This window comes from Marinomonas balearica (genome assembly GCF_004362145.1).
GTDB lineage: Bacteria > Pseudomonadota > Gammaproteobacteria > Pseudomonadales > Marinomonadaceae > Marinomonas > Marinomonas balearica.
This window is the reverse complement of sequence record NZ_SNXC01000011.1, coordinates 345017-370692: the sequence shown is the minus strand read 5'-3', so window position 1 is coordinate 370692 and position 25676 is coordinate 345017. Positions and strand designations below refer to the sequence as shown.

At 42.7% G+C, this 25676-nt stretch carries 28 protein-coding genes and 1 tRNA gene; 16 read left to right on the top strand and 13 right to left on the bottom strand.

Annotated elements, in window-relative coordinates:
• The first annotated feature begins 120 nt into the window (after positions 1-120).
• The 8 genes from DFP79_RS09150 (at position 121) to DFP79_RS09115 (ending at position 8483) form a co-directional block, all read left to right on the top strand.
• Positions 121-1149, top strand: a complete 1029-nt coding sequence (locus DFP79_RS09150) for an NAD(P)/FAD-dependent oxidoreductase (RefSeq protein ID WP_133503652.1) — start codon at positions 121-123, stop codon at positions 1147-1149.
• A gap of 46 nt (positions 1150-1195) precedes the next feature.
• On the top strand, positions 1196-2236 hold the full coding sequence (locus DFP79_RS09145) for a YbgA family protein (RefSeq protein WP_133503651.1): 1041 nt from the start codon (positions 1196-1198) through the stop codon (positions 2234-2236).
• Positions 2237-2248: 12 nt separating this feature from the next.
• A complete protein-coding gene (locus tag DFP79_RS09140) occupies positions 2249-3721 on the top strand; it encodes a cryptochrome/photolyase family protein (protein ID WP_133503650.1) in 1473 nt (490 codons plus the stop codon).
• Positions 3722-3819: 98 nt separating this feature from the next.
• Positions 3820-4299 carry a MarR family winged helix-turn-helix transcriptional regulator gene (locus DFP79_RS09135; RefSeq protein WP_133503649.1) on the top strand — a complete coding sequence of 160 codons (480 nt, stop codon included), beginning with the start codon at positions 3820-3822 and terminating at the stop codon, positions 4297-4299.
• 470 nt (positions 4300-4769) lie between these two features.
• Entirely contained in the window at positions 4770-5774 is a 1005-nt protein-coding gene (locus DFP79_RS09130; protein WP_133503648.1) for an ABC transporter substrate-binding protein, read from the top strand.
• Between the two features lie 74 nt (positions 5775-5848).
• Entirely contained in the window at positions 5849-6748 is a 900-nt protein-coding gene (locus tag DFP79_RS09125; protein WP_133503647.1) for an ABC transporter permease, read from the top strand.
• Positions 6741-7928, top strand: coding sequence for a quaternary amine ABC transporter ATP-binding protein (locus DFP79_RS09120; RefSeq protein WP_133503646.1), 1188 nt, complete (start codon positions 6741-6743; stop codon positions 7926-7928). Before DFP79_RS09125 ends, DFP79_RS09120 begins: the two co-directional genes overlap by 8 nt.
• An 81-nt stretch (positions 7929-8009) precedes the next feature.
• Positions 8010-8483 carry a LabA-like NYN domain-containing protein gene (locus tag DFP79_RS09115; protein ID WP_133503645.1) on the top strand — a complete coding sequence of 158 codons (474 nt, stop codon included), beginning with the start codon at positions 8010-8012 and terminating at the stop codon, positions 8481-8483.
• 231 nt (positions 8484-8714) lie between these two features.
• Here the strand turns inward: DFP79_RS09115 and DFP79_RS09110 are convergent, their stop codons facing one another.
• The 4 genes from DFP79_RS09110 to DFP79_RS09095 all read right to left on the bottom strand — a co-directional run bounded on the left by DFP79_RS09110 (position 8715) and on the right by DFP79_RS09095 (position 12993).
• Positions 8715-9338 carry a bifunctional 4-hydroxy-2-oxoglutarate aldolase/2-dehydro-3-deoxy-phosphogluconate aldolase gene (locus DFP79_RS09110; RefSeq protein ID WP_133503644.1) on the bottom strand — a complete coding sequence of 208 codons (624 nt, stop codon included), beginning with the start codon at positions 9336-9338 and terminating at the stop codon, positions 8715-8717.
• Positions 9339-9354: 16 nt separating this feature from the next.
• Positions 9355-10830: a glucose-6-phosphate dehydrogenase gene (gene zwf, locus DFP79_RS09105; protein WP_133503643.1), complete on the bottom strand. Its 1476-nt coding sequence runs from the start codon at positions 10828-10830 to the stop codon at positions 9355-9357.
• Between the two features lie 18 nt (positions 10831-10848).
• Positions 10849-11823: a glucokinase gene (glk, locus tag DFP79_RS09100; protein ID WP_133503642.1), complete on the bottom strand. Its 975-nt coding sequence runs from the start codon at positions 11821-11823 to the stop codon at positions 10849-10851.
• 105 nt (positions 11824-11928) lie between these two features.
• Positions 11929-12993 (bottom strand): sensor domain-containing diguanylate cyclase, encoded by a 1065-nt coding sequence (locus tag DFP79_RS09095; RefSeq protein WP_133503641.1) that lies wholly within the window; start codon positions 12991-12993, stop codon positions 11929-11931.
• A gap of 282 nt (positions 12994-13275) precedes the next feature.
• Here DFP79_RS09095 and DFP79_RS09090 point away from each other — a divergent pair, with 282 nt between their 5' ends.
• The gene (locus DFP79_RS09090) at positions 13276-13599 is read left to right on the top strand and encodes a hypothetical protein (protein ID WP_133503640.1); all 324 of its coding nucleotides are present in this window, start codon (positions 13276-13278) and stop codon (positions 13597-13599) included.
• A gap of 42 nt (positions 13600-13641) precedes the next feature.
• Here the strand turns inward: DFP79_RS09090 and DFP79_RS09085 are convergent, their stop codons facing one another.
• Positions 13642-14670 carry a DUF3080 domain-containing protein gene (locus DFP79_RS09085; protein ID WP_133503639.1) on the bottom strand — a complete coding sequence of 343 codons (1029 nt, stop codon included), beginning with the start codon at positions 14668-14670 and terminating at the stop codon, positions 13642-13644.
• On the opposite strand from DFP79_RS09085, the gene DFP79_RS09080 reads away from it, so the two are divergent.
• Entirely contained in the window at positions 14671-15072 is a 402-nt protein-coding gene (locus DFP79_RS09080) for an acyl-CoA thioesterase (protein ID WP_133503638.1), read from the top strand.
• Positions 15073-15217: 145 nt separating this feature from the next.
• Here the strand turns inward: DFP79_RS09080 and DFP79_RS09075 are convergent, their stop codons facing one another.
• Entirely contained in the window at positions 15218-16048 is an 831-nt protein-coding gene (locus DFP79_RS09075) for a CheR family methyltransferase (RefSeq protein ID WP_133503637.1), read from the bottom strand.
• 80 nt (positions 16049-16128) lie between these two features.
• Positions 16129-17067, bottom strand: a complete 939-nt coding sequence (locus tag DFP79_RS09070) for a chemotaxis protein CheV (RefSeq protein WP_133503636.1) — start codon at positions 17065-17067, stop codon at positions 16129-16131.
• A gap of 133 nt (positions 17068-17200) precedes the next feature.
• Between DFP79_RS09070 and flgA the strand changes: the two genes are divergently transcribed.
• The 4 genes from flgA to DFP79_RS09050 all read left to right on the top strand — a co-directional run bounded on the left by flgA (position 17201) and on the right by DFP79_RS09050 (position 18977).
• Positions 17201-17896 (top strand): flagellar basal body P-ring formation chaperone FlgA, encoded by a 696-nt coding sequence (flgA, locus tag DFP79_RS09065; RefSeq protein WP_133503635.1) that lies wholly within the window; start codon positions 17201-17203, stop codon positions 17894-17896.
• Positions 17897-17994: 98 nt separating this feature from the next.
• Positions 17995-18309: a flagellar biosynthesis anti-sigma factor FlgM gene (flgM, locus tag DFP79_RS09060; protein ID WP_133503634.1), complete on the top strand. Its 315-nt coding sequence runs from the start codon at positions 17995-17997 to the stop codon at positions 18307-18309.
• A gap of 13 nt (positions 18310-18322) precedes the next feature.
• The gene (gene flgN / locus DFP79_RS09055) at positions 18323-18799 is read left to right on the top strand and encodes a flagellar export chaperone FlgN (protein ID WP_133503633.1); all 477 of its coding nucleotides are present in this window, start codon (positions 18323-18325) and stop codon (positions 18797-18799) included.
• A 102-nt stretch (positions 18800-18901) separates the two neighbouring features.
• A tRNA-Arg gene (locus DFP79_RS09050) sits at positions 18902-18977 on the top strand.
• A 108-nt stretch (positions 18978-19085) separates the two neighbouring features.
• On the opposite strand, the gene DFP79_RS09045 is transcribed toward DFP79_RS09050, so the two are convergent.
• The 4 genes from DFP79_RS09045 to DFP79_RS09030 are packed head-to-tail and all read right to left on the bottom strand — an operon-like array spanning position 19086 to position 21999.
• Positions 19086-19493 carry an OsmC family protein gene (locus tag DFP79_RS09045; protein ID WP_133503632.1) on the bottom strand — a complete coding sequence of 136 codons (408 nt, stop codon included), beginning with the start codon at positions 19491-19493 and terminating at the stop codon, positions 19086-19088.
• A gap of 36 nt (positions 19494-19529) precedes the next feature.
• Positions 19530-20342 (bottom strand): indole-3-glycerol phosphate synthase TrpC, encoded by an 813-nt coding sequence (gene trpC / locus DFP79_RS09040; protein WP_133503631.1) that lies wholly within the window; start codon positions 20340-20342, stop codon positions 19530-19532.
• Positions 20343-20369: 27 nt separating this feature from the next.
• Positions 20370-21407, bottom strand: a complete 1038-nt coding sequence (trpD, locus tag DFP79_RS09035) for an anthranilate phosphoribosyltransferase (protein WP_133503630.1) — start codon at positions 21405-21407, stop codon at positions 20370-20372.
• A gap of 13 nt (positions 21408-21420) precedes the next feature.
• Complete coding sequence (locus DFP79_RS09030; protein WP_133503629.1) at positions 21421-21999, bottom strand: anthranilate synthase component II; 579 nt, start codon at positions 21997-21999, stop codon at positions 21421-21423.
• A 187-nt stretch (positions 22000-22186) separates the two neighbouring features.
• Here DFP79_RS09030 and DFP79_RS09025 point away from each other — a divergent pair, with 187 nt between their 5' ends.
• Positions 22187-23269 (top strand): mechanosensitive ion channel family protein, encoded by a 1083-nt coding sequence (locus DFP79_RS09025; protein ID WP_133503628.1) that lies wholly within the window; start codon positions 22187-22189, stop codon positions 23267-23269.
• 15 nt (positions 23270-23284) lie between these two features.
• Here the strand turns inward: DFP79_RS09025 and DFP79_RS09020 are convergent, their stop codons facing one another.
• Together DFP79_RS09020 and rpe are read right to left on the bottom strand one after the other, a co-directional pair.
• A complete protein-coding gene (locus tag DFP79_RS09020; RefSeq protein WP_133503627.1) occupies positions 23285-23965 on the bottom strand; it encodes a phosphoglycolate phosphatase in 681 nt (226 codons plus the stop codon).
• 10 nt (positions 23966-23975) lie between these two features.
• Complete coding sequence (gene rpe, locus DFP79_RS09015; RefSeq protein WP_133503626.1) at positions 23976-24650, bottom strand: ribulose-phosphate 3-epimerase; 675 nt, start codon at positions 24648-24650, stop codon at positions 23976-23978.
• Positions 24651-24717: 67 nt separating this feature from the next.
• Between rpe and DFP79_RS09010 the strand changes: the two genes are divergently transcribed.
• Positions 24718-25674, top strand: coding sequence for an alpha/beta hydrolase family protein (locus tag DFP79_RS09010; RefSeq protein ID WP_166637671.1), 957 nt, complete (start codon positions 24718-24720; stop codon positions 25672-25674).
• The last annotated feature ends 2 nt before the right edge of the window (positions 25675-25676 follow it).

Below are 25676 nucleotides of genomic sequence, written 5' to 3'. Positions count from 1 at the left end.
ATTGTACAAATTATAAAATTGTAAAACTTTTTTAGCAATTTTCCTTGATATTCTTATACGCAGATCTATATTGTATAAATATATTCCTATACAACATTAAAAATCGTACAAGAAAATATTATGAATAATACAACCCAAAACACTGCCTTACAAAAAATACCCTATTTCCAATCCGTCGTTATTGGCGCAGGGTTAGCAGGCAGTCTTCTTGCTAAAAAACTCATGCAAAAAGGCCACTCAGTGTGCGTAATCGAAAAAAGTCGAGGAACAGGCGGTCGAGCAAGCAGTAAACGCTTGGAAAGTACGGTAAGTGGTAAACAATTAAATGCGGATCTGGGTCTTACGTCCATTCAACTGAATACACCTGAACTGAAATCACTGAGAGACGAATTACTTGAACAATCTGTCATTGCCCCGTGGAACAACGCTCATAAGAATGAAACTCTCGATCAAAATGCCGAATCAACTGCGTTTGTGGGAACACCTAAAAGCAGCGCAATTACTCGCTATTTACTCGGCGACGCGACACTAATTACAAGCACAACCGCCCATCATATCGAAAAAACACACTCACATTGGTTAATCAGAGACAATGCATACGCCCCCATCGCCCGCTGTGAAAATCTGATCATTACTGCGCCACCAGCGCAGACTGCAATGTTACTTGCCACAACAGAAAGTGCCTCAGAGCAATTGCATATTGCTCATCGCGCTGGCGCTAATACAACGCCACAATGGGCAATGTGGATCGAAACCCCCAAACGACCAATCGGCCATCAGCTAAAAAACAGCGGCAACGTCATTGATACCTATTGTTTGGAATCCCGCAAACCAGAAAAAACCTGTGACTCAAGTGAGATTTGGGTAATACAAACAACATCAGAATGGGCAACACGCCACCTAGATGCGGCAAAAGAATGGATTGCTAGCCAGCTCGTTCATGAGTTTAAACACACGACTCAGTTGGAAGTCCTCCAATTTGGTCAGCCACATCGCTGGCTCCTTGGACGCCAACAGAACGCAACTCCCCAAATCGAACACGTTTGGAATGAAAGGGTAAAACTTGGAATAGCAGGAGATTGGCTCTACTCGGGTGACGGTCAAGGCGCCTTACTCAGTGCTCACTATTTAATCGAGAAAATGAATTAAAACGAACGAAATTACGACATTGCATACCTTAAAATAAGAGGATTGAATGATGAAATCAGTAAATGAAAGTTCAAACAAACCTAAAGGATCTATTCCTTCAACGGTAAATGCAGTTGATGCCTTTCACCCTGACCAGCTCACAGAAAAAATCCCCGTAGGTATTAGCGCTTGCTTGTTAGGAGACAATGTCAGGTTCAACGGAGGACATTCGCGTTCGACGTTTTGCCTCGGTCCACTAAGTCAGTATTTTGATTATAAAAAATTCTGCCCAGAAGTGGCAGCAGGGTTCGGCACACCAAGGCCTACTCTTAGGTTGATTGGAAACCCTGAATCTCCAGTGATGACCTACACAAAAGGAACGGGAGAAGACCTAACAGAAACGTTTAAAGGCGCTTCCAATCATTATTTAGACGCAATGCCAGAGCTCGACGGTTACATTGTCATGAAAAACTCTCCTAGCTGCGGGATGAGTCGAATTAAGGTATATCAAGAAAACGGCCACCCTCACATGATGCGAACCCGAGGCTTGTTTACTGATGCTCTTATGAAAAAGTACCCTCTGTTACCCGTCGAAGAAGACGGTCGTTTAAATGATCCTGCGCTTCGTGAGAACTTTCTACTTCGCGTTTTTGCTCATCATGAATTTCGACTGACGGTTGCAAACGCCCCTTCAATGAAAGCGCTCATTGGGTTCCATAGCCGCTACAAATACCTCATTATGGCGCACTCTCAGCCAGCTTATAAAGCATTGGGCCGGATGTTATGCGGACAAAATAAACGCTCAGCCAATGAGCTTAGTTCTCTCTATTTTGCTGAATTTATGGCAGCGATAAGCCAACCAGCAAAACGTCGTAATCATTGCAATGTACTCATGCATCTAATGGGGTATTTGAAAAAAGCCGTTGATACATCCATTCGCAAAGACATTTTGGAAGTGATTGAGCAATACCGTCGCGGAGAAGTGTTTTTAGCCACCCCAATGACCATTTTGCATCACTATTTAAAACAATACGGCAGCGATTATGTAAAACAGCAACGCTATTTCTCTCCGTATCCCAACCCTCTTGGCATTAGAAACAATGTTTAAGGAAGATACGACATGTCAATTCAACTTATTTGGCTAAGAAACGACCTTAGATTAACGGATCATCCAGCGATTTACGGTGCTTCTAACGAACGACTTTCGACAGACAGCAATAAGTCCGTGACGCATCACAACGAACTGCACATCGTCGTGACGTTGACACCTGAGCAATGGGGTAAATACGATGAATCAACTGCGAAGCAATCACTGCGTCTCGCCTTGATTCAAGCTTTAGTAGACAAGAGTGCAACAAAAGACATTACATTCCACCTGCTCCACCTAAACGCTTTTTCCGATTGTGCTCCGGCCTTACTTGACTTGTGCCAAGCGTTAAACTGCCACTCTATCTGGTGGCAGTCAGAACTTCCCTATGATGAACGCCAAAGAGACGCTCAAGTCGAAGTGTTATTAGGCGAACACAATATTAACGTTCATTCATTAGCACCGGACATACTGGTCAGTCAGCCCGTTCTTAATGGGCAAGGATTACCCTTTAAAGTATTCACGCCTTTTTATCGGCGATGGCTTGATGCTCTAAAGAAAAACCATTTTTATGTTTATCCAGACGCATTACCCAACAATTGCAATAACGGTCAAAAGGAACCACCCAAGGCACAGCTACGTTCCTACGCAGCTCTAAACACACTGTTGGAAAAAAGACACTATCGTGACGATCTTTGGCCAGCGAACTACACACATATAAAAGAATCGCTGAATACGTTTTGTGAAACCAAAGCATCGCACTATAAGGACACAAGAGACTTTCCAGCCATATCGGGAACAAGCTTGCTTTCACCCTATTTATCGCTGGGGGCAATAGGCCCTCGCGAGCTTCTTTCAACACTACGAGATCATCACAATAAGGAAGCAGGAGAAGATTGGACAGCGGGTACTTGGCTAAAAGAACTCGCTTGGCGAGATTTCTATCGCCAACTTATGTGGCAATTTCCACACTTATCAAAGCGTAAGGCGTTTAAGCCTGAAACAGAACGCATCGTTTGGTTAGAAAACAAAGACCATTTTCAAGCATGGTGCGACGGACAAACGGGATTTCCCATCGTCGATGCCGCGATGCGCCAACTCAAACAAACGGGATGGATGCACAATCGGCTGCGTATGATCACCGCCAGTTTTTTAACAAAATTGCTGTTTATGGATTGGCGCAAAGGCGAAGCGTACTTTATGTCTCAGTTAATTGATGGCGAGTTTGCAGCTAATAATGGCGGCTGGCAATGGAGTGCATCGACGGGGTGCGACGCTGCCCCCTATTTTCGAGTATTCAATCCAACTCGACAATCTGAAACCTATGATAAGAAAGGAAAATTCATTCGCTTTTTTGTACCGGAACTTCAACACCTATCAGATAAAGACATACATAAACCCACACCAGAGCAATGCAAAAAGACGCGTTACCCAGAGCCTATAATCGATTATAAATCCGCCCGAGCCTATGCAATCGAGGCTTTTGCTCACTACACTCGTAAGTAATGTCGCTTTTTGTTATATGCCGTGTTTTATTTCTTTAAAGTATCAACCTTCGCCATTATAATGCCGTTCCAATTTAGTTTTGATCCGACACAATAGCCATGGCCGATACACAGCACCTACATGATGTTTTAGTAAATCTAAGACGTATTATTCGAGCGACAGACTTGCAATCCAAGCGAGTTGTAAAAGCTTGTGGCTTAACTATCCCACAAATTATGGTTCTACAAGCTATTGAAGAGCTAGGTGATGTGACGGTACGCAGAATTTCCGACAATGTGTCGCTGAGCCAAGCGACTGTGACGACCATTTTAAATCGTCTAGAAGACAAAAAACTGGTCGAGCGTGTACGGGCTCAGAAAGACAAGCGAATCGTTAATGCACGTCTAACTGAAATCGGCCAAAGCACACTTGGAAATACACCTCCTTTGCTCCATGAAAAATTCATTAATGAATTCAATTCACTTGAGCGATGGGAGCAAACTCAAATGCTTTCAACCTTACAACGCATTGCATTGATGATGGATGCAGAAAAGCTCGACGCTGCTCCACTGTTAGACATTGATTCACCTAACGTTTAACTCTCCAAAAATAGCCCTTAAAAGACCGTCTCAAGCATTGTTGCACCATGCACCCTTGGGTTGGTCATACTCCTTCCTTTAATTTACTAAATTTCAGTACTCAAAACTCTCCTAACAAACACTTCGCCAGTCTAATTGAAAATCAATCAGACCCTTTTGCGTACGCCTTTCAAAAACCTACTCTTTACAGCAGTTTTTAAAGCAATTACGACCTTAAACCTCATCAGCTCACACGCTTCTTTCCCGAATTAGCAAAGCATAAAAAACAAAATAATTTGAACTGTAACCATCTAAAAAAACACAATCTCTATAAACACCAAATATTGATTATAATTCAATCAACTTAGATCCATTTTGTTTTTTTAATAAACAATTTTATCCCAATTATTTGATCTATAAAGATTAGAGGTATAAATTAATAAAGAAACTTAGCGTACATCCACTAATAACTATTATCAAAAGGAAACAACATGAAGAGTAAAATTCTTCTTTCGCTAACCATTGCAATGGGTGCTTCCAGTGCATTTGCAGCACATCATGAGTGCGGAAAAATCACGATTGCCGACATGAACTGGAATTCAGCGTCCCTCATCGCCAACATAGATCAATTCATTTTAAATAACGGCTATGGATGTGAGGCCGAGCTGGTTCCCGGCGATACAATGGCTACAGGCACATCCATGATCGAAAAAGGTCAGCCAAACATTGCACCGGAGCTTTGGTCAAACGCTCTAAAAGATGTGCTCGAAAAAGGTGTTAAAGAGGGTAAACTCGCCATCGCAGGCAAATCCCTTTCGGACGGCGGTGAAGAAGGCTTTTGGGTGCCAGAATACATGGTAAAAGAACACCCTGAAATGGCGACTATTGAAGGCGTGATTAAATACGCAAAAGAGTTCCCACATCCAGAAGACGATACAAAATCAAGTTTTTACGGCTGCCCTGCCGGGTGGAACTGTCAAATCTCTGCCGAAAACCTGTTTAGAGCCATGAATTTGAGCGATGCAGGATTTGAATTGATTGATCCAGGTTCCGGCGCAGGACTCGCTGGCTCCATTGCCAAAGCCTATGAACGAAAAGAAGGCTGGTTTGGTTATTATTGGGCTCCAACAGCCGTGCTAGGCAAATACAAAATGGTCAAAGTTGATTTTGGTTCTGGTATTGATAAAGAAGAGTTCACAAGCTGTACGACTCAAGAAGATTGTTTATCACCAAAACCAACCATGTATCCGCCTTCTTTAGTTCAAACCGTTATCACAAGTTCATTGGCTGATAACTCTCCTGAAGCCTACGAGTATCTAGGCAAGCGTGCATTCAAAAACGAAACAATGAATGGTCTTCTCGCTTGGATGGAAGACAACCAAGCTGACGGAAAATACGCTGCAGAGAACTTTATGCTAGAGCACTCAGACATATGGTCGAAGTGGGTAAGTGCTGACGTTAAAGCGAAATTAGACAAAGCGCTAGACAACCTATAGTTCTTCATAAAAAAGCGGGGAAGCACATTCCCCGTTTCGCCTTTTCATATTAACAATATCAATTTGAGGCAACTATGTCTGATCATTCTTGGCTAACTGAATTCCCTGATATGAGCCGCAGGGAGTTGTTAGGAATTCGTAAAGCGCTAGACGGTACATATCGAGATTTTTCTCGTGCCTATGGCGATCAAATAGAAGCGTTTTTTGACCCCCTTCTTTCTTTTCTTATCTGGTTTGAAAACCTTCTTCTTCACACTCCATGGTGGCTTATCCTTGGTTTTATATCTGCTCTCGTTTACTTTTTAAGTCGTTCTTGGAAGCTTAGCTTGGGCGTTACCGTCTCCTTACTTGCCATAGGCTATTTTGGCATGTGGGAAGACACAATGCGGACGCTAAGCATTATTACGGTATGTACATTCTTATCCATTGCAATAGGGGTTCCCATTGGTATTCTCATGGCACGCTCAAATCGAGCTCAATCCCTTATCACCCCCCTTCTGGATATCATGCAAACAATGCCGGCATTCGTCTATTTGATCCCAGTCGTAATGCTCTTAGGTATCGGTAAAATACCGGGGTTAATCGCCGTTATCATCTACGCGATCCCTCCCGTTATTCGACTCACCAATCTAGGTATAAGGCTTGTTCCGCAAGAGACTCTCGAAGCAGCAACCGCCTATGGCGCAACACCTACCCAGCGTTTGTTTGGTGTTCAATTGCCTCTGGCGATGCCAACCATAATGGCGGGTATTAACCAAACTATTATGATGGCGCTGGCAATGGTCGTAATCGCTTCTATGATTGGTGTAAAAGGATTAGGGCAACCTGTCCTTAAGTCCATCACAAACCAATATTTCACTTTAGGCTTGCTTAATGGTCTGGCGATTGTCGCATTGGCTATTATGTTTGACCGCGTTTCTCAAAGTTACGCTAAACGGGCACAACGACATTTAGGAGACAATCAAAATGGATAATTCAGCGTCTCCACTTATTGAAATAGAATCACTTTATCAAATCTTTGGCTCCTCTCCTGAAAGCGTTTTGCCAAAAGTAAAACAGGGAATGAGCAAAAGTGAGGTACTTGCAGAAACAGGCCACACGGTCGGATTGAGAGACATTAACCTTTCAATCCGACGGGGTGAAATTTTCGTTATCATGGGACTTTCAGGCTCAGGAAAATCCACACTTATTCGCCACTTTAACCGACTAATTGATCCCACAGCGGGAAAAATCAAAGTCGAAGGTGATGACATTCTGACGCATTCTGCGAAAGACCTTATCCAATTTCGCCGCCATAAAATGTCGATGGTATTCCAGCACTTTGGTTTAATGCCCCATCATTGTGTTCTTGATAACGTCGGCTATGGCCTCTCAATAAAAGGCGAAAAACGAGAAGTGTGGGCTGAAAAGGCGAAAGAATGGCTTGAAACAGTTGGACTCGAAGGTTATGAAGACCAATACCCTTCTCAGCTATCCGGAGGACAACAACAGCGCGTTGGTCTTGCAAGAGCCTTGTGCACCGACGCCGAAATCCTTTTGATGGACGAAGCATTCTCTGCACTCGACCCGCTAATCCGTTATGACATGCAAAGCCAATTGATTGAGCTGCAAAAGAAGCTGCAAAAAACAATTGTTTTCATCACTCATGATTTAGACGAAGCATTGCGGTTAGGTGATCGAATTGCGGTTCTCAAAGACGGTGAAATGGTACAAGTCGGCACACCAGAAGACATCATTTTGAATCCGGTTGACGACTATGTTCGGGATTTTGCAAAAGATGTTAACCGAGCCAAAGCCCTAAAAGTTAGCCATATCATGAGCTCAAAAGAACAACAAGTTCGAGACTGTGAATCCGTTGATGACTTACATGACACGCTTTCCACTAGTAAAGCAGTCATATGGACAAAAGCCGGCATGCTTCAAGGTGTCGTCACTGCCAGAAGCATTGAAGCGTGTCAAAACGGTTCAACCGATAGCCCCATAGAACACACTTTAAGTGTGAATGAGGGGGACTATCTTCAAAAGGTATTGCCGCTTGCATTGTCCAGCAGCAACAGTATTTTGCCCGTTCTCAATGAAGAAAACCAAATAACAGGTTGTTTAACTCATTTAGAACTTGCAAATGCACTCAGCCCAAAAGAACTGGAAGCCTAAATTAGAGATTTCCCCAAGGCTTTTAAGCCGATAGGTTATATGTGTTAACCTATCGGCTACTTTTATTTTATTGGTTTCTGCATGACATCCGCTTCTATCTTCGTAGACGTTCAAAATATTTATTACACCACGCGCCAGACATTTCGTCGTGGCTTTGATTACAACGCATTTTGGGCGGAAGTTTCCACTAAGTACGAAATAAAAAATGCTTTTGCCTATGCCATCGATCGAGGCGATGAGAAACAGAAACAATTTCAAAATATACTTCGCGCTATCGGATTCGACGTAAGACTAAAACCTTACATACAACGCTCAGACGGATCTTCCAAAGGGGATTGGGATGTCGGAATCACGATTGACGTAATGGAACATGCACAAGATTCCGATGTCATCATTTTGGTAACAGGTGACGGCGATTTCAGCATACTGGTCGACAAAGTAAAGGGAAAATACAACTGTCGTGTTGAAGTATACGGCGTAGAAAAACTCACCGCTTCAAGCCTTATCAAGGCCGCAAACTATTATCATCCCATCGATGAGCATCGCCTTATATAACACTCTTGATACTGATACGCACGGTCTTTATCACTAGGTTCTCTTAGACAGAATAGCCTAACTACAAAAGAGTAAAAATTGTTTTATATCATACGATTAAGTAAGAGATAGGTTGTGCAGGCAACACTAAAAACAACCTATTTGGTGTCGTCATAATGAACACATTTTTCGGCTATTCTAAAACAAAAAAACCGCACAAAGGCGGTTTTTTATCAACAAAATAAGTAAAAGTTACTGATTCACGGACTTGGCAAGTTCAGTAATTTCATCCCACTTACCAGCACGAACAAGATCCGTTGGAACAATCCAAGAACCACCTACACATAACACATTATTAAGTGCTAGGTAATCTTTGAAATTTGCTTCGTTAATGCCGCCAGTTGGGCAGAATTTAATTTGAGGTAGTGGGCCGCCAAATGCTTTGAGCGCTTTCACTCCACCGTTCACTTCAGCTGGGAAGAATTTAAAGTGATCGTAACCGTATTCCATGCCCAATAAGATGTCTGAAATAGTGGCAACAGCTGGAAGGTATGGCACATCATACTCTTTACCAACAGCAAGCAAATCTGGTGTCATTCCAGGACTGATAACAAACTGAGAACCCGCTTCAATCGCTTGTACGTACTGTTCGCGAGAACACACGGTACCCGCACCCACAATCGCATCAGGCACTTCTTTTCGAAGCGCTGTAATGGCTTCTAAAGCAGCTTCTGTGCGCAATGTGACTTCCAATACAGGAACACCACCTGCTACTAATGCTTTCCCTAAAGATACCGCTTGCTCAACATCATCTACAACAATTACGGGAACCACAGGGGTTGCAGTCATTACCTGCGCAGCTGTCAATGTCGTCATGAACCTACTCCTTAACTTAGTAATCGTGCCAGTTACGGCCGTCTTTTATCGGTAACGCCATTGAAGCCGCTGGCCCCCATGACCCTGATGCGTACTCTTTCGGACGTTCGCTTGTTTGCGACCAAGCAGACATAATTCCGTCTACCCATTTCCACGCAGCTTCCACTTCACCGTAATGCATGAATAACGTTGCATCGTTTCGCATAACATCAAGTAACAAGCGCTCATACGCTTCAGGGCTACGCTTATCGTTAAATGCTTCTGTTAGGCTCAAGTTTAAGTCTACAGGTTGAAGATTCATCCCTTCGCTTGCACCCGGCACTTTATTCATTACAGTCAGTGAAATTTTTTCTTCTGGCTGTAAACGAATCACAAGTTGATTGCGTTGCAATTCACGATTACTTTCATCGTTAAAGATACTGTGCGGCAAGGCCTTAAATTGAATCACAATTTCAGAATAACGTTGACCCAGACGCTTGCCCGTACGTAAATAAAATGGCACTCCCGCCCAACGCCAGTTATCAACGTCGGCACGCAAGGCTACAAACGTTTCAGTGCGAGATTCAGGATTGCTGTCTTCTTCGTCAAAGAAGCCCTTTGCTTCTTTACCGTCGATCATTCCTTTCGCGTACTGTCCACGAACTGTTTTTGTATATGCGTTTGCACCTTCAATAGGTCTAAGCGCTTTAAGAACTTTGATTTTTTCATCTCGAACAGAGGTAGAATCCATTCGACTAGGCGGCTCCATTGCAACAAGACACAATAGCTGAACTAGGTGGTTCTGCACCATATCGCGCAGTGCGCCCGCCTTATTGTAGTAACCCCAACGACCTTCCACACCCACCGTTTCCGATACTGTGATTTGAACGTTATCGATGTGCGCACTTGACCAAAGAGGCTCAAACAGAGTGTTGCCAAAACGAATTGCGAGTAAGTTTTGAACAGTTTCTTTACCAAGATAATGATCAATTCGGAATATTTGATTCTCGTCGAAGTTTTGGAGAACTTCATTGTTAATCGCACGAGAAGATGCCAAGTCACGACCAAGAGGTTTTTCTAGAACGACACGCATTCTATCTTGGTTCAAGTCGCATTTTGCAAGGGATGAACAGATCGATCCAAACAAATCAGGCGAGGTTGCAAGGTAAAACACAACATCGCGACCATCACCACCAACACCATGTTCATTAAAGCGAACAAAGTCAGACTCTTCCTGAGCATTAACAGAAACGTAACTTAGGCGCTCTTTAAAACGATTCCAAACCGTTTTATTTTCTTTACTGGAAGGAACAAACTCATCCAAAGCAGCACGAACTTTATCTTGGTAGTCATTAGCACTCATATCACGACGTGACGCACCGATAATACGAGTTGACGCAGAAAGCAACCCATCCATATCCAAATGATACAATGCAGGTAATAGCTTACGCATGGCGAGGTCACCACCACCACCAAAAATAACAACGTCACAGGCTTTTAAACTGGCCTTCATTCTCTTTCTCCAATAGTGTTAGGCTTTTGATACGAGATAGGAAGCGTAATTCGCACACCCCATCAGCCCGGGATATTCTGACATCACAACGAAAGTAGGGATGGGTGAAACAAAGCCTGCCATCCGACCTTTCTCTTGCATAGCTTCTCTAAAGCCACTTTCTTTAAATCCGTCTAAATAACGAGGAATAATGCCACCCGTTATATACACTCCGCCACGACTTTCAACAGCCAACACCAAGTTTCCTACAACGCGACCAAAAAATGTAAAAAATTGCGCCATTGTTTCTTTCGCGACTGGGTCATTTCCCGACAAATATGCCTCTCCAATTGCAGGAGCAGTTAGGCGCTTATCGATCCCTTCTCTAGCACAAAGGGCTTCATAAATGTTTTCAATCCCCATACCTGACAAAACGCGTTCTGCAGATACTCGGTGGTGGCGCTTACGTAAAAACGTGAGAATATAATCTTCTTGATCCGTGTTGCTGCTTAGATCTGCATGACCGCCTTCACCGGGAAGAACAAGGTTTGCACTTCCCTCTTGAGGAACCACACACGCAACACCCAAGCCAGTACCAGGGCCGAGAACCCAAGAAGGGGCAGTTGAATCAATGTGCTCTGGCTCACCAATTGTCACCAAATCCTCTTGCGGGAGGATCTCTAAACAATGCCCTAGCGCGTCATAATCGTTTAATAAAGCAACGGCTTTGTCTTCACCAAAATGAGCTTGAATTTCATTTTTAGTAAACTTCCAAGTGTTGTTTGTAAAACAAATCACTTCTTGATTAACTGGCCCTGCGATCGCCAAGACAATAGCATCGATAGCATCGAGCTCGATGCTGCATACGTCTAGATACGCATTGGCAGCATCGAAAAACGTATCAAAGTCTTTACACGCGAATACGTGCACTTCTTGAGGCTGATATTGATGGATGGGAACAATAGCAAATCGTGCATTTGTTCCACCTAAATCAGCAATCAATGCATGAGACATACATGACCCTTAAAATATATATTTTTTTGAAATTTTACTACAAAACAACCTTAAAAACACCCCGAAACACAATATCAAATCGCACATCATGTAAGTAAATTACATTTATCGTATTTTATTGAGGAATTTAAACACCTTGGTTGGCACCAATCTCTTACGGTTATTTTTATAATGATAGAGGCGTTCGTCAGCCGTTTTAAGCAATTGCTTATAACTTGATGGCGAATCTGAAATAACACTCGCACCGCCATAGCTAATCGTAATCGGAACGAGGTTGTTGCGATACCTTAATGGATTCGCTTGTAAGTAATCGTGAATAGACTCGGCAATAGATATCGCTTGATCATAACTTTTGCCAGGCGTCACAAAAACAAACTCATCGCCAGCAAACCTAAATGCCAGCCCTTGTTTATGTATGTACTTCAGCAAACGCTTTGCAATATATTCTAGCACCTCATCGCCACAGTTGTGCCCCAACGTATCATTTATTGATTTAAATGCATCGCAATCAATAAACACTACGGTTAAATCTCGCTTTTGACGCTTCGATCGAGCAAATTCTCGGTCGAGCATAAGCTCTAATTGGCGACGATTAAGTAACCCAGTCAGGGGGTCTCTAGTGGCTAAATACTCTAGTTTTTCTCGTGCTGTTACATTGCTCAGACAAATGGAAATCTTTATAGCAAGTTGATCTAGCAAAAATGTATCTTTGGTATATGGATCGTAACGATCAGGGCTTTCATCGGCCTGACAAAAAAGCCCAACAATTTCACCGTCCATCGTTAATGGTGAAATAGCAACCGAGCCAATGATACCTCGGTAAACACTCGGCGTAATTTCACGATACTTTTCGACATTTTGATTAACAAGTACCGTCTTATTGCCTACACCAATTGCATCTATTAACGCACTCCTTCGAGTAAACAGGACTCTATCTTTCAGCCCTGTGCTCTTATCAAGACTTTCCACCAGATGCGCAAGCGGCGCTTCATTGATCAAATTCACCCATACAAACGGCACACTGAACTGCTTTTGCACTTCTTTCGTCAATGTGGAGACGAATTGATCGCAACGCCCAATAGACAATATACAACGCTCGATATCAAAGAACCGAAGCGCAATCTGCTCATTATGACGCACATTATTTATTAGCTCATCGACATCGTGCATTCACTACACCCTAATTAACTTCTGGAGACGCAAAGCAATTGATCTACAATGCATTATAGTATGATGTTTAACCAGAACGACAGTGATATGACGAAACAAGTCGATTCAATAATATTTGAATCGACTTGCGCCCTATTGCATACAATCTTTATGACTATCTTTATAACTGCTTGTTCATTATACGAATATTGAAAATAACGGCTAAGTTCATGAACTCTTTAATCATTTTCTAAAGAATAGGTAATTCTGCCGATAATATGGGTGATCAATAAGAGAGCCAGTATGAACGTTAGAGAAATAGTCGAATCCCAGTTAACACAAAGAACCCAACCTGGGCGTCAGGTTTCGGGCAGTGCTGACTTCGCGCTATTTATGAGCCTCTTCAGCCAACCTGGCCCAAGTGTACAAGGGACAGCTGATCCGCTTAATCAGCATGAACCGCATGCAGTTACACGTCCAATTCAATTCACACAGAGCATTTCAAGCAACCCAACTGCAAACATCGCTCTCCTAAAAGCCTTAAGCCAAGAACCTTTAGCGGTTGGCGGAACCTCGCCGTACGATGCTGTTGAAGCCGTAGACAACCTACTCATCGCAAAAGCATAAATTCTCTAAGACCTTTTCAGGAAGTCACGAACATAGGTTTCTCTAAATTTCGGCAGGCCGGATACCACATTGCTGAAACAGGCCGCTCCAAGCACGAGCATGACGAATGGATGCATTTTTATAACGCCCCCATACACTTTGCTCTGCTTCATCAAATTGAGCTAAAAATAACGTCAGTTGCTCTGGCACTCCCTGAGCACCTTCCCTTAACTCATTTATATAAGGCAAGACCTGATAGGCAACCCGATTGATGCGCGCCATATAAGGCTGAATGATGGTTACATAGTATTTTGTAAACTGTTGCTTTAAATAACGCACAGGGGCCTGACAATTAGAAGAATTTGCATGAATGCTCTCGACCGCTTTTGCGATGTATTCCAGTGAACTTACTAGTTCTTTAAGTGTTACGAGCAACTTTCCACCGTATTCGCTGTCAAGAACGGCTTTCATATGCGCCTCAAATGCCTTACTCGTTACATTAGGAAGCGATTGTAAGTCATTTTTTATGATCACTAAGCCTTCAAGAGCACGAATCAACTCTTGATATTGCGATAGCTCGGGTGACATTGGAATCATACCATTCGACAAACTAAAAAATGCTTCTGCCTCCTCCCCGGCCCATAAAGCATTTGAAAACGCATTGGGTAACTCAGTTCTTTTCGCTTTCGCTATGATATTTAGCTCGTTTATTAAGCTTTCATTTCCAACAGAACAAGATTCAATGGCTTTAATGATTTTGAGTTCATAAACAAACCTTTGACTCGTCGGCATGACGCGTCCCAATATACTGTTCTTTTCCCCCGCAATTACTCCAACTTCGCAACGCTGGAGTGATAGAAAATCAAGTAACCCAATATCAAATTGAGAAAGGGGTAACACTCGATCTCGTAAATTGGGAAGTGAGATCAAATGTGGTGTAGGCTCTTTTTGCACAGATGCAAACTTAATCAATTTAGAACGCGCTAACGCTTCATGATAGGATTCTAAATGTTCTATAGGACGGAAACGGTCATCGCAGCTGCTCATCAGAAACGATGCAATAAAGACTAATACAGATCGAAATGACAACATATGAATCAATTACTCATTAAAAAACGCGAAGACATGTCAGAGACCCGTGTCGCTAAAGTAGTCTTCCCAAACACTACAAATCACTACGACACTCTATTTGGCGGTATAGCTCTTCAATGGATGGACGAAGTTGCATATATCGCAGCGACGCGATTCGCCAGAAAACAGGTTGTCACTATTTCGACAGAAAAGGTCAACTTCAACAAACCTATCCCTACAGGAATATTAGTTGAACTTGTCGCGCGCGTGGTAAAAGTTGGCAGAACATCATTAAAAGTAGAAGTAAACATCTATCTTGAACAACTCCACAGCGACAAAGTTGAAAAAGCCATAACCGGGCATTTTAATTTCGTCGCTGTAGGGGAAGATAAATGTCCCACTCCAATATTTAGCGACGCATAAGCACAACACATTTCGACCCTGAAAAGCAAAAAACCCTACGATATTACTATCATAGGGTTTTTATTCTAAAGCGACCAATAAACGTTTTTAGCAAACTCAATCTCACACGCCCTTTCAGAACGCACTCAATAAAATTTTGTTGGCATCACTTCGCCTTATAAACAATTCCAGGGTGGCATTGAACAATATCAAAGTGAGAAGAAAGACCGCTCAGGGCTTCCGATCCACCAAGAAAAAGATAACCACCAGGATTAAGGCAAGAATGCATTCTACGCAAAATATCGAGTTTTGTTTCCGCAGTAAAGTAGATCAACACATTACGACAGAAAATAACATCGAACTTTCCTAGCGTACTGAACGGCTCGATCAAGTTTAAAAATTTAAACTCAACTCTTGAGGATAGGTTACGCTTTACGCGCCAGCTAGAATCATTGACTTTATCAAAGTATTTTCGCTGCATATCCGCACCCAAGCCGCGAGCAATCGCTAAGCTGTCGTATTCGGCCTGTTTTGCATGCTGTAAAATATTAGTACATATATCGGTGGCAACGATACGTTCGCCTGGCCTAAGTATACCCGGTTTTGAAGCCTTAAATTCTTCAATCACCATACTGATGGAATAAGGTTCCTGACCCGTTGACGAAGCGGCAGACCATATTTTCAAAGGCCTATCTTTCATCTCAGGTAAGATCTTCTCTCTCAGTATGTTAAAGGGATGACTGTCTCGAAACCAAAGTGTTTCGTTTGTCGTCATTGCGTTAATAACTTCTTCTTTCAGCGCTTTATTGCGACCCACTTCTAATGTATCGACAAGCGCTTCAATTCGATTATAACCTTCCCTTTCCAACAACTTCCCTAAGCGACTTGCAACCAAATATTGCTTATTTTCACTTAGAGAAATGCCACATACTTTTTGTAAATACTTTCGAAATCGATCGTATCCAGCAGGGGTAATTACATTTGTACTACTGAACATTTATACCCCCTAACAAAAGCCAATACTACGTTATGCACCAATATGTTATGCACCAACAAAACTCCAAAACAGAGGTGTCATTACGCCTCTAGGCTTTCTTTAGCTTCAACGGTTTCAATTGCAATTCGGGCTAATTCGTCTGGCTGGAATTTCGCCAAGAAGCCATCAGCACCTACTTTTTTAACCATTGCTTCGTTAAATACGCCACTCAAAGAAGTGTGTAACAAAATAAATAAGTCTTGTAATCGACTGTCGTTTCGAACTTCAGTCGTTAACGTATAACCATCCATCTCAGGCATCTCAATGTCAGAAATAACCATCGAGAACTGTGATGTGATATCAACGCCTTCATCAACAAGATTTTTCAAGTAGGTAATTGCTTCCAATCCATCACAAAGAACGGTTGTCGCAAAACCCACATCTTCCATACAACGTTTTATCTGCTTACGAGCAACAGAAGAATCGTCTACGATAAGAATATGGTGTTGCTTGGCGTTTTCTTGTACTTCGCCAGTAACAATACCTTCTGAAATATGTTGTCTAGTAGGTGCGACTTCCGACAGTATTTGCTCTACGTCGATTATCTCAACCATCTCCTTCTCTACCTGACAGACTGCTGTTAGGTAGTTATCGTTCGACAAGCCTTTCGGTGGCGGCTGAATATCACTCCAGTTCATATTAACAATACGCTCAACCCCACGAACCAAGAACCCTTGAATGCGGCGATTGTATTCTGTAATAATAACAAAACACTGGTCAATATTTTCAATTGGGCTTGCACCCGTCGCTAGTCCCAAATCCAAAATTGGAATGGTACCGCCACGGATATGAGCAACCCCACGAACGACTGAGCTACTATGAGGCATCGTTGTCAACTTTGGACATTGAAGCACCTCTTTCACTTTAAATACGTTTATTCCATAAATCTGTTTGCCATTTAGGCGGAAAAGAAGTAACTCTAGGCGGTTCTCTCCGACTAATTGAGTGCGCTGATTAACACTATCGAGAACTCCAGCCATACATGCCTCCTGAAGTGCACATGTCTATTGAACATCACTATCATTGTGAATTACTTAGAACCAATGATAGAGTGATTTTAATCATTTTACTAATACCTTGTTACAACTCATGTAATTTAACAAAGAGCGAACAATGGATTCACTTTATCGATTCACTATCCTTATCCTACTCATATTTTTCAATAACTGCTCCTATGCGTCACAAATCGCTACGCAATTACAACAGTTCATCAATGAATATGAGATTCCAAGGCTTTCAAATATCTATCAAGGCGCAGAAATAAAAATAGAACTATCAAATACCGTTGCATTAAATTATCTACCCAAATGCAATCAACCTATAAAAATAGAAAACCAGCGCCCAAATGCAACCAAACGCACAAACTATGCGATCAGCTGCCTTTCTCCTACTTGGAAGTCATTTATTCCCGTATCTCAATCCATTTTAATCGATGGAATTAAGGCGTCCACTCCGATTAGTCGCGGAACTGCCATCACATCAAGCAATACAACCATAGGAAAAGTCGATATTACAACAATTCGAGGCCATATTTATACTTTAAAAACACCGCCTTATGGACTTATTGCGTCTCGCAACATCCGTATAAACACTTTTATCACGGACTCAATTACAAAGCAGCCAATTCTTGTAAAAAAAGGCGCTAGGGTGCTTATTATTGCTCAAAGTGGTCTCATCAGTGTAAAAATGAACGGTACAGCGATGGAAAACGGAGTTAAAGGACAACAAATAAGAGTTAAAAACGTAAGTTCTGGGCGAATTGTATACGGAAAAGTTGTCAGTGATAGCGAAGTTCTTGTAAACTATTGATTACTTCGTCTACAGCCAGAATTTGTCGAAAAATTTATTAAAGTTTTTTGTTTGGGTGTCGATAAAGTGGTCAGAGGCAGTGCTAGCGGAGGCAAATCATGGCGATTAATATTTCAGGCCTAGGAAATCAAACCACTTTAGGCAAAAATGAAAAAGTCCAGAAAGAGAATGTTGTTGAAAGCAATACTTCTTCTGGCACAAATGTAAGCGCAAAAGAAACGTTATCAGAAGATACCGTTCAACTTAGCGGTACGGCTCAGTCGTTACAAAGCAGCCAAGCGTCATTGGAGAATACTCCAGAAGTCGACTTGGATAAAGTTGAACAAATAAAACAGGCTCTTGCTGCTGGCGAATATAAAATCGACACTGAAAAATTAGCAAGCAACCTAGTTGCAATGGATTCACTTTTTTAGTTAATAGAATTTTATGATTCCGCTGGCCCCGATCTTCTCGAAAATAAAAGACAGTTTGCTAGAGCTTGAAGAGCTACTTGAAAAAGAGCGCTCGGCTCTAGCAATCAAAGATTCACAAAGAATCACACTGGTTGCTTCTCGCAAAAAAAACCTCCTCGATAACATCGATAACTTAACGCATAAATATTTCGAAACACTGAAAAAATTCAGCATCATCAATAAAAAAAATCAAGACACCTATGATTTTAAAAAATGGTTAGCTGAACAAGACCGAATGGATGACGTTAAATTACTCGTTGAAGAATGCGAATCTCTTTTATCAAAATGCAAACTCGTCAACGACACCAATGCAAAAGTCCTGAATACCGTGCAGAAAAGGGACAAAGCGTTACTTGAGATGCTTCAAGGACACCATCACAAAAACAAGGTGTACACGCAATCAGGTGGTACTAGACCCATTAGCAGTAAACACACTCTCGGTAGAGCGTAGTTCTCCCATATCCTCGACAACTTCCATCTTCTGATTAGCTAACTATTTGATATCTCAAATTTTATCATTATAATCCCGAAGTCTGACTTGCTCAGAAGCATTGTCCCCATAGGTAAACAGGATATACCGGCCGCCTCCTAAGCAGCTATTCCAGGTTCGAGTCCTGGTGGGGACGCCATGCTCAACTCACTTCCACCAGCAAAATTCCATCCATAAAAAAAGCCAGACGGTTTCCCATCTGACTTATATTTGCAACCAACTATAGTTAAAAGAACGCTAACAGCGTTTATTCCACTTCTACAACTTCATAGCTGTGCACGATATTCACGCCGCCACGCTCCAACATAAGCGAGGCAGAGCAATACTCTTCTGCCGAAAGCTTTACAGCACGAGCGACAACACTCTCTTTAATTTTGCGCCCTGATACAACAAAATGCACGCGTATCTCTGTAAACACAGAAGGCACAGTGTCCGCCCGATCCGCGTCCACATGAGCGATGCAAGAAACAACATCTTGTCTAGATTTTTTAAGAATATTGACAACATCATAAGAGGTACACCCTCCCAACCCAGCCAGAATCAATTCCATTGGACGAGGCCCAGCTTCTTGGTTGCCATCTATTTCGACATTAAAGCCAGATCCAGTTTCAGCAGAAAAATGCACATCTTGCTGCCAACTAACACTTGTTTTCATATTTTTTCCCTTTGCTCCGTGAAATAAGAACAGCGTTTATTTAAACAACTCTGCTAACTTTTCACCGGGGTTATCCGCTCTCATAAACGCTTCACCAACTAAGAAGGTATGAATATCGTTTTCTCTCATAGCAGCAACATCATCGCGAGTGTGAATACCGCTCTCAGTCACAATAAGCTTATCTTTTGGTACGTGCCCCATCAACTCAAATGTGTGCTGAAGACTTAATTCAAACGTATGCAAGTCGCGGTTGTTAATACCTAGTAACTCGGTTTCGGTATACTCTAAAGCCAAATCGAGCTCCGCTCGATTATGTACTTCGACCAATACGTCCATTCCAAGATCACGAGCTAATGCATCCAACTTTTTTAATCGTTCGCCCGACAGGCACGCCGCGATCAAAAGAATACAATCCGCACCAATGGCTCTAGCTTCCATAACCTGATATTCATCTACAAGAAAGTCTTTTCGGATCACAGGCAATTCACACGCAGATCGAGCCTCAACCAAATACTCTTCGTCGCCTTGGAAGAAGTCTTTATCTGTAAGTACCGATAAGCACGCTGCGCCACCTCTCTCATAGGATTTCGCAATATCTTTTGGCACAAAATGCTCACGAAGAACCCCTTTACTTGGAGAAGCTTTTTTTATTTCTGCGATCACAGCCGCTTTACCTTGCGATACGCGGGAGCGTAGCGCTTTTGCAAACCCGCGCGGGGAATTGTGAGCATTTGCAGCTGAGACAGCAATCTCAAGATTGGAATATGGAGTGCGCTGTTGTCGCTCTTCAATCTCTTCGAATTTGCGAGCAATAATCTTTCTTAAAATCGTAGGCGTATCGACTTGCATAGTTCGTTCTCTAACAAATGTATTAAATTATTCTTCTATTGTTTTAAAGCAACGCGTAAAGCTCGCCAATTCGGACAACTTTACTTTGGCCATCCCACCGCCAATAACGTCTTCTGCAATGGCAACACCTTCTGCCAATGTATCCGCAACACCAGAAACATAAATCGCAGCACCCGCATTCATCGCGACAATATCACGCGCTGCGTTTACTTTGCCTTTACCCTCTAACGCAGATTTCACCAACGCAAGACTCTCTTCAGCATCTAATGCCATCACCGAATCTAACGGCTGAATATCTATATTAAACTGCTCTGGTGTAATTGTGTATTCGCTAATTTCACCGTTTTTAAGCTCAGCTACAAAAGTTGGTGCCGCAATGCTTATTTCATCCAAGCCATCTTCTGAATGAACAACCATAACATGCTCACTGCCCAGCTCTTTCAGTACTTCCGCAATAGGTCGAACCCATTGCTTACCAAAAACTCCCATTACCTGAGATTTTGCGCCAGCAGGGTTGGTCAATGGACCAAGTAAGTTAAACAGTGTTCGGGTCGCCATTTCTTTACGTGGCCCTACAGCGTGCTTCATCGCAGAGTGATGATTAGGAGCGAACATAAATCCAAGGCCAATTTCGTCTACACATCGGCTGACTTCCTCTGCATTCAACCCTAAATAAATGCCTGCTTGCTCCAACACATCCGCACTTCCAGATTTTGATGAAACGGAGCGCCCACCGTGTTTGGCAACTTTGCCTCCTGCTGCTGCAACCACAAATGCCGACGCAGTGGATACATTAAACAGCTTACTTCCATCGCCGCCCGTTCCACAAGTATCAACAACATGATCAAGGTCGAGTGCAACTTTGGTAGACAGCTCCCGCATTACTCGAGCCGCAGCGGTAATTTCTGTCACTGTCTCGCCTTTCATGCGAAGACCGATAAGAAAGCCTCCTATTTGGGCAGGCGTGGCTTGTCCAGTCATCACTTTCATCATGACAGACGTCATTTCTTCGCCAGTTAAGTCTTGTCGTTCGACGACTTTCGCAATGGCACTCTGTATGTCCATTCGATTTTTACTCCTAACGTTTGAGAAAATTGGCCAATAACGCATGACCATGTTCTGTTAAAATAGATTCTGGGTGAAACTGTACGCCCTCAATATCCAGCTCACGATGTCGAATCCCCATGATTTCATCAAATTGTCCACTTTCATCTTCTGTCCAAGCGGTTACTTCAAGACAGTCAGGCAAGCTAGACCGTTCCAACACTAAAGAGTGGTAACGCGTGGCGATATAAGGACTGGGTAATGTACGAAACACCGAGTTGTTATTATGCTTTATAGAAGACGTTTTTCCGTGCATTATTGTTTTAGCACGAATCACGTTTCCGCCAAAGACCTGCCCTATACTTTGATGTCCTAAGCAAATACCCAAAATGGGTTTTTTCCCTGCGAAATACTCTATAACAGCAAGAGAGATACCCGCTTCGTTTGGCGTACAAGGTCCCGGGGAAATAACAATGTGAGTAGGGTTGAGCCGCTCAATTTCTTCAAGGGTTATACTGTCATTTCGATAAACTTCAACCTGCTCTCCCAGCTCCTTGAAATACTGAACTAGGTTGTAGGTAAAAGAGTCGAAATTGTCAATCATCAGTAGCATATAAGCAGTTCATTAACTCATGTTCACATAAATTGAGCGTCGCAGCTCACCAGGCAAGAAACGCATTCTACACGGTCAATTAATCACTGTCTTCTATCTATATGACTTGAATATTACTCAACAATTAGTGATAAGATATTTTTTCTAGAAACACCGTTATGATCCACCGAATAAATAAGGCTATTAAATGAACTGGCAGGATTTGCAGACATATCTCGGTTTTGAGGCAACCCAAATGTACTGGATGATTCAGTTGTGCATTGTTTCGCTCGCCACTTTTATTACTAGTTACATTGTTAAACGTACACTTAAGCGACTCGAATTGCAGTTTTCCAAGACAAAAAACCCTTGGGATCATTTATTTGTAAAAGCGTCTAGACGACCCACTATCGCTTTTATTTGGCTAGCGGGCTTAAACATCATCGCAGAGATATTCCGCTCTGAGTTTGATGAACGCATTCATGCTGCCATTTCATTGTGTCGTGAAATAGGCATCATTCTACTGTTATCTTGGTTCTTGTGGCGCTGCGTCAAGGGAATCGAGAACATTTTGACCACACCGGGAAAGGTCAAAAAAACCGTTGATGTTACGACTGCAAGTGCCGTCAGTAAACTACTGCGCGCTGCCGTGGTTATTATCGCTATTTTGATCGTGATGCAATCCCTTGGTTACAGTATGTCGGGGGTTCTAGCGTTTGGTGGCGTCGGCGGAATAGCAGTCGGTTTTGCCGCTAAAGACTTATTAGCGAACTTTTTTGGCGGCTTAATGATCTATCTAGACAGACCTTTCGCCGTCGGTGATTGGGTGCGTTCACCCGATCAAGATATTGAAGGTACGGTCGAAAATATTGGTTGGCGACAAACGAGAATTCGAACATTTGATAAAAGACCGCTCTACGTCCCAAATGCGACCTTTTCAACCATATCCGTTGAAAACCCCTCTCGTATGACAAATCGCCGGATAAAGGAAACCATTGGCATTCGATACGATGATGCCGCCAAGCTTCCAATCATTGTTGAAAAAGTTAAAAAAATGATAGAGCTACACCCAGATTTGGATACCAAGCAGATATATATGGTTAATTTTAATCAGTTTGGCCCGTCATCACTCGATTTCTTTATTTATACATTTACAAAAACAATCGACTGGAAAACCTACCATAAGGTGAAGCAAGACGTTCTATTTAAATTAATGGATATTATTTCTAATGAAGGTGCTGAAATCGCATTCCCAACTCAGACACTGCACATACAAAAAGACCCTGAATAGCAGGGTCTTTTAACGCTACATAAGAAGCTCAGCCAAATCATCAATTATGATATTGGGATTCAATGTAGCGAGCTCGATTCCATGGTTATAGCCATAACTCACTAAGACACTTTTAAAATTCGCCGACTGTGCCGCTCTCGCATCGGCAACGGAATCCCCAATCATTAAACAGCGTTCGGGATTTGCTTCGATAGATTCAGAGCAGTGAATTAACGGAAGAGGTGATGGCTTCTTTTCATCAAGAGTATCGCCCCCTAGTTGCCAACTGAAATAATCGCTTATCCCAAAGTGATCCAATATAGGCTTCACAAACACACTTGGTTTATTCGTAATGAGCGCCATTGGCACACTATTATGCTTGAAGGCTTTAAGTAGCGCTTCAACATTAGGATACAAAGTAGTATTGGTGCTGACGCTATTAAAATAAGCTTCGAAAAAGGTACTACAGCACGCTGCGTGAGCATCTTGTGAGATCCCGGCCCACTCAAGTGCTTGCGAAATAAGCTTAGAGGAGCCAAAGCCAATCCAACCTCGCGCTCTTTCTTCACCCGCTTCCGGCGCTCCGACACTTTTCAATGCAATATCGAGTGCGATGGAAATATCAGGCACACTGTCGATCAAGGTGCCATCCAGATCAAAGCAAACCAACTCAGGCCAACCATCAAACATAGATTTTAGATGTTTCGGAGTTCTCATAACATCCACTCTATCTAGAAACTGTCGCCAGTTCGGCTCTCATAGCGTCGATCACCGCTTTGTAGTCAGGCTTACCGAATATTGCAGACCCTGCGACAAATGTGTCAGCTCCCGCTCGTGCGACTTCTGCGATATTCGATTCCGTAATCCCGCCATCCACTTCTAAGCGAATGTCATAACCACTTTCATCAATCAATTTACGCGCTTCTTTTAGCTTATCTAAAGTCGACGGTATAAATTTTTGCCCACCAAACCCAGGATTCACTGACATCAGTAGCACCATATCGACTTTATCCATGACGTATTGAAGCTCTGTAAGTGGCGTTGCAGGGTTAAACACCAGACCTGATTTGCAACCACCATCACGGATCATTTGTAACGAACGATCGATGTGTTCACTGCCTTGAGGATGAAAGGTAATCATACTGGCACCAGCTTCAATAAAATCACCAATAATGCGATCAACCGGCTTAACCATTAGATGAACATCGATATCGGCTGTAACACCGTGCTTCCTAAGTGCTTTACACACCATGGGACCAATCGTTAAATTTGGGACGTAATGGTTATCCATAACATCAAAATGGATAATGTCTGCACCCGCCTCTAGAACGCTATCCACTTCTTCTCCCAATCGGGCGAAATCAGCGGCTAGAATAGAGGGTGCAATAATAAAGTCTTTCATATCTGGCTCCGACAATGACACAATAGTCGCTATAGTATCAAAGGCAATTGGAATAAGTACCGAATCAATGAAGAAAAAAGTACTCTGTTTGTTCATTTCAGCACTTTCCTCGGCCGTACTCGCCGCGGACACCGATACCAATTCGGAAACAAAATCGCCTTCCGACATCGAACACGTCAAACCTACGCCCCAACAATCCAGAATCAGTGGATTAATAAAGCGGCTTACGCCAAATTACGCCCATGAAATTGAAACTATTAATGATGGGACTGATGATTTTCTGGGGTTGTTCAATGAATCTGGAACAGGCGATCCGCAAGGTTGCGTATTACTCTTACACGAAGATCACGGACACCCTGACTGGCCACAAGTTATTTCACCTCTGAGAAAAGACCTTCCGTCTCATAGCTGGTGTACATTATCGATCGAAGTGCCAGATATTACGAATAGAGCCTCTCCAACAATACTTTCAACTGACAACTCAGAGGACGACACTCAAGCGCCTCCCACTGACGAAACCGTCACATTACAAAACGAAAAGAAAGTGTTTGATCGAATCGATGCAGCATTAGCGTTAATTCGAGAAAAGGGGTACCAGAATGCCGCGTACCTAGGGCATAGATCGGGTGCTGCCTACTTTTTAAAATACATCGCTGATCGGGGAATTTCGGGACAAGCGCTGATCCTAATAGACATCAAAACCATCCCCCCAGTTACGGAGTTTCAACTAAGTCAAAGTATAGAGAGCTTAAGAATCCCTGTATTAGACTACTACTTTGATCGCCTTCCCGCAGATCATAGATTTGCACTTTGGCGCCAACAGGCTTCCAATAAAAGAAGAAACTCTTCTGACGCTTACATACAAATTGACGCATTGCCTGATGCACGTTTTGGTAACTCTGCGGATAGACGTTTAGAGCAAAGGGTATGGGGATTTCTCAAGCAGAATACAACACAGAAGTCGCAAAAGCGAGATTTTGCAGAATTCAAGAAAGGGCTTTTTTTCAAAAGCCCTGTCGAGTAACC

Excerpts from the sequence above, each read along its gene's own strand:
- DFP79_RS09030 (WP_133503629.1), bottom strand. The coding sequence starts at position 21,999 with ATGCTACTGATGATTGACAATTTCGACTCTTTTACCTACAACCTAGTT.
- DFP79_RS09140 (WP_133503650.1), top strand. The coding sequence starts at position 2,249 with ATGTCAATTCAACTTATTTGGCTAAGAAACGACCTTAGATTAACGGAT.
- flgA (WP_133503635.1), top strand. The coding sequence starts at position 17,201 with ATGGATTCACTTTATCGATTCACTATCCTTATCCTACTCATATTTTTC.
- DFP79_RS09110 (WP_133503644.1), bottom strand. The coding sequence starts at position 9,338 with ATGACGACATTGACAGCTGCGCAGGTAATGACTGCAACCCCTGTGGTT.
- trpC (WP_133503631.1), bottom strand. The coding sequence starts at position 20,342 with ATGCAAGTCGATACGCCTACGATTTTAAGAAAGATTATTGCTCGCAAA.
- DFP79_RS09080 (WP_133503638.1), top strand. The coding sequence starts at position 14,671 with ATGAATCAATTACTCATTAAAAAACGCGAAGACATGTCAGAGACCCGT.
- glk (WP_133503642.1), bottom strand. The coding sequence starts at position 11,823 with ATGTCTCATGCATTGATTGCTGATTTAGGTGGAACAAATGCACGATTT.
- DFP79_RS09070 (WP_133503636.1), bottom strand. The coding sequence starts at position 17,067 with ATGGCTGGAGTTCTCGATAGTGTTAATCAGCGCACTCAATTAGTCGGA.
- DFP79_RS09145 (WP_133503651.1), top strand. The coding sequence starts at position 1,196 with ATGATGAAATCAGTAAATGAAAGTTCAAACAAACCTAAAGGATCTATT.
- trpD (WP_133503630.1), bottom strand. The coding sequence starts at position 21,407 with ATGGACATACAGAGTGCCATTGCGAAAGTCGTCGAACGACAAGACTTA.
- DFP79_RS09135 (WP_133503649.1), top strand. The coding sequence starts at position 3,820 with ATGGCCGATACACAGCACCTACATGATGTTTTAGTAAATCTAAGACGT.
- DFP79_RS09010 (WP_166637671.1), top strand. The coding sequence starts at position 24,718 with ATGAAGAAAAAAGTACTCTGTTTGTTCATTTCAGCACTTTCCTCGGCC.
- DFP79_RS09020 (WP_133503627.1), bottom strand. The coding sequence starts at position 23,965 with ATGAGAACTCCGAAACATCTAAAATCTATGTTTGATGGTTGGCCTGAG.
- DFP79_RS09150 (WP_133503652.1), top strand. The coding sequence starts at position 121 with ATGAATAATACAACCCAAAACACTGCCTTACAAAAAATACCCTATTTC.
- DFP79_RS09045 (WP_133503632.1), bottom strand. The coding sequence starts at position 19,493 with ATGAAAACAAGTGTTAGTTGGCAGCAAGATGTGCATTTTTCTGCTGAA.
- DFP79_RS09075 (WP_133503637.1), bottom strand. The coding sequence starts at position 16,048 with ATGTTCAGTAGTACAAATGTAATTACCCCTGCTGGATACGATCGATTT.
- DFP79_RS09025 (WP_133503628.1), top strand. The coding sequence starts at position 22,187 with ATGAACTGGCAGGATTTGCAGACATATCTCGGTTTTGAGGCAACCCAA.
- DFP79_RS09125 (WP_133503647.1), top strand. The coding sequence starts at position 5,849 with ATGTCTGATCATTCTTGGCTAACTGAATTCCCTGATATGAGCCGCAGG.
- DFP79_RS09130 (WP_133503648.1), top strand. The coding sequence starts at position 4,770 with ATGAAGAGTAAAATTCTTCTTTCGCTAACCATTGCAATGGGTGCTTCC.
- DFP79_RS09120 (WP_133503646.1), top strand. The coding sequence starts at position 6,741 with ATGGATAATTCAGCGTCTCCACTTATTGAAATAGAATCACTTTATCAA.
- DFP79_RS09115 (WP_133503645.1), top strand. The coding sequence starts at position 8,010 with ATGACATCCGCTTCTATCTTCGTAGACGTTCAAAATATTTATTACACC.
- flgM (WP_133503634.1), top strand. The coding sequence starts at position 17,995 with ATGGCGATTAATATTTCAGGCCTAGGAAATCAAACCACTTTAGGCAAA.
- flgN (WP_133503633.1), top strand. The coding sequence starts at position 18,323 with ATGATTCCGCTGGCCCCGATCTTCTCGAAAATAAAAGACAGTTTGCTA.
- DFP79_RS09090 (WP_133503640.1), top strand. The coding sequence starts at position 13,276 with ATGAACGTTAGAGAAATAGTCGAATCCCAGTTAACACAAAGAACCCAA.
- rpe (WP_133503626.1), bottom strand. The coding sequence starts at position 24,650 with ATGAAAGACTTTATTATTGCACCCTCTATTCTAGCCGCTGATTTCGCC.
- DFP79_RS09095 (WP_133503641.1), bottom strand. The coding sequence starts at position 12,993 with ATGCACGATGTCGATGAGCTAATAAATAATGTGCGTCATAATGAGCAG.
- DFP79_RS09085 (WP_133503639.1), bottom strand. The coding sequence starts at position 14,670 with ATGTTGTCATTTCGATCTGTATTAGTCTTTATTGCATCGTTTCTGATG.
- zwf (WP_133503643.1), bottom strand. The coding sequence starts at position 10,830 with ATGAAGGCCAGTTTAAAAGCCTGTGACGTTGTTATTTTTGGTGGTGGT.